Genomic DNA, 1,888 nt, shown 5'->3' on the forward strand with positions numbered 1-1,888 from the left:
GCCCGCTCAAGAAATTTATGGGTCCGAGCCCTAGCTCTGCCTGCAGTTTGGCGTCGGTAATGGCGGAGAGCTCCGGCGGGGTTATCCTGGAGAGGTGCTGGGTGATCGCATACTTGATGTAAGCTTCTTCAGGAACAGCATCTGAAAACATGTCGGAAGGGAACTGGTTTTTACCCGTTCCCCAAGCCCACTGCTGATATATTTTGGCAAACTCCTGGCCCACTGCTAGCGGGCTTTTTAGCGTCTGCTTATAGTAGGCGTAGTCCTTGTCGATGAGCGGGCAATTCTTGGCCAGGGCTGTAAGAAGCTCATCCCAGCTCGGCGCCGAAAAGTAGCGGCGCGACAGGCCTGATCCGGCGAACAGGATTGGCTGGCAGCCCATCTTGGTAAGACACGCGGAAATGTCCACCTTGACCTGCGTCTGGTAGCCGTCAGCCGCTTCACCGTCCGCTTCTGACATGCATTTTACTCGGCTTAAGAATAGGTTCGTTACATTATCCGGTGGTGAAGGGATTCGCGATAGATGAATTTCGGGCGGCGCATCGAACGGGCGCTATTGCGATGGGCGACCGGGCTACTGAACGGCCGCGGGCGGCTCCTTCTGCAGCGGCTGCCGCTGGCGTTCTCCGGCGACGTGGCGGGGTTCCGCGCGCTGCGGCGGGACTGGATTGCGGGGGAGCCGAAGGACAACGATCGCGACCTGGTCCGCCTCGCCGCACTCGCGCTCAACGTGCGGGCGATCGAGGCGGCGGGCGTGCGGGGGGCGTTCGCGGAACTCGGCGTCTGGCGGGGTAATTCGGCGAAGGTGATCCATCGTCTGGCGCCCGGGCGTGACCTGTATCTGCTGGACACGTTCGACGGCTTCGACGCGGCGGACACGGCGGGCGATCCGGCGGCGGGCGTCGCGCATCACTTCCGCGACGTGACGGTCGATCGGGTGCGCGCCTTCGTCGGCGCCTCGCCGCGCGTGCATTTCGTCGTCGGGCGGTTTCCCGACACGGCGGGCGCGATCCCGGACGATGCGCGCTTCGCCTTCGTCCACATCGACTGCGACCTGTATCAGCCGGCGCTGGCCGCGCTCGATTTCTTCTATCCGCGCATGTCGCCCAAGGGGATGATCCTGGTGCACGACTATGCGAGCGGGCGCTGGCCGGGGCTGACGCGGGCGGTGGACGAGTTCCTCGCCGACAAGCCGGAGGGGCCGGTGCTGCTGCCGGATCTGTCGGGCAGCGCCGCGATCCTCTGCCGGGGCGCCGCCGCCGTCCCCGCCGTTGCCGTCCCCGCCGTCGCCGTCCCCCCTGCCACCGCCGCCGCCTGAGGCGAGCATTTTGCGCCGTGCCGCCGGATTTGCGATCGTGGCGGCCGTCATCCGGGAGGGGCGGTGCCATGGCCAAGGTCACCACGTGCCTGTGGTTCGACCGCGACGCGGAGGCGGCGGTGCGCTTCTATGTCTCGGTCGTGCCGGACTCCGCGATCGGCCATGTGCAGCGCGCGCCGGAGGCGTGGCCGGGCGGGGCGGCGGGTGACGTCATCCTCATCAATTTCCGCCTCGGCGGGCAGAGTTTCCAGGCGCTCAACGGCGGCACGCCGGCCGAGTACGGCACGGCGGCGTCGATCTCCGTCGCCTGCGCCGATCAGGCGGAGGTGGACCGGCTGTGGGCGGCGCTGACCGCCGATGGCGGGACGGAGATCATGTGCGGCTGGCTGCGCGACCGCTGGGGCATCCCGTGGCAGATCGTGCCGGAGGTGCTGCCGCGCCTGCTGGCCGATCCCGATCCGGACGTGGCCGCCCGCGCCTTCGCGGCGATGCGGGATATGGTGAAGCTCGACGCCGCCGCGATCGGGCGCGCGGCGGCGGGGTGACGCGCGCGAAGGCGCCGCGAGGGCC

3 protein-coding genes are annotated in these 1,888 nt (G+C 68.0%); 2 read left to right on the forward strand and 1 reads right to left on the reverse strand.

The annotated features are described in order from the left end of the window. Positions 1-460, reverse strand: a 460-nt coding sequence (locus tag B8460_RS04800; RefSeq protein WP_048860441.1) for an SIR2 family protein, incomplete at its 3' end; no start/stop codon positions are given. A 63-nt stretch (positions 461-523) separates the two neighbouring features. Between B8460_RS04800 and B8460_RS04805 the strand changes: the two genes are divergently transcribed. Both B8460_RS04805 and B8460_RS04810 read left to right on the forward strand, forming a co-directional pair. Then, complete coding sequence (locus tag B8460_RS04805) at positions 524-1,318, forward strand: TylF/MycF/NovP-related O-methyltransferase (RefSeq protein ID WP_048860442.1); 795 nt, start codon at positions 524-526, stop codon at positions 1,316-1,318. Positions 1,319-1,386: 68 nt separating this feature from the next. Continuing rightward, positions 1,387-1,863 carry a VOC family protein gene (locus tag B8460_RS04810; RefSeq protein ID WP_048860443.1) on the forward strand — a complete coding sequence of 159 codons (477 nt, stop codon included), beginning with the start codon at positions 1,387-1,389 and terminating at the stop codon, positions 1,861-1,863. Positions 1,864-1,888 lie beyond the last annotated feature (25 nt).

Source organism: Acidisphaera rubrifaciens HS-AP3, from assembly GCF_000964365.1.
In the GTDB taxonomy this organism is placed as follows: Bacteria; Pseudomonadota; Alphaproteobacteria; order Acetobacterales; family Acetobacteraceae; genus Acidisphaera; species Acidisphaera rubrifaciens.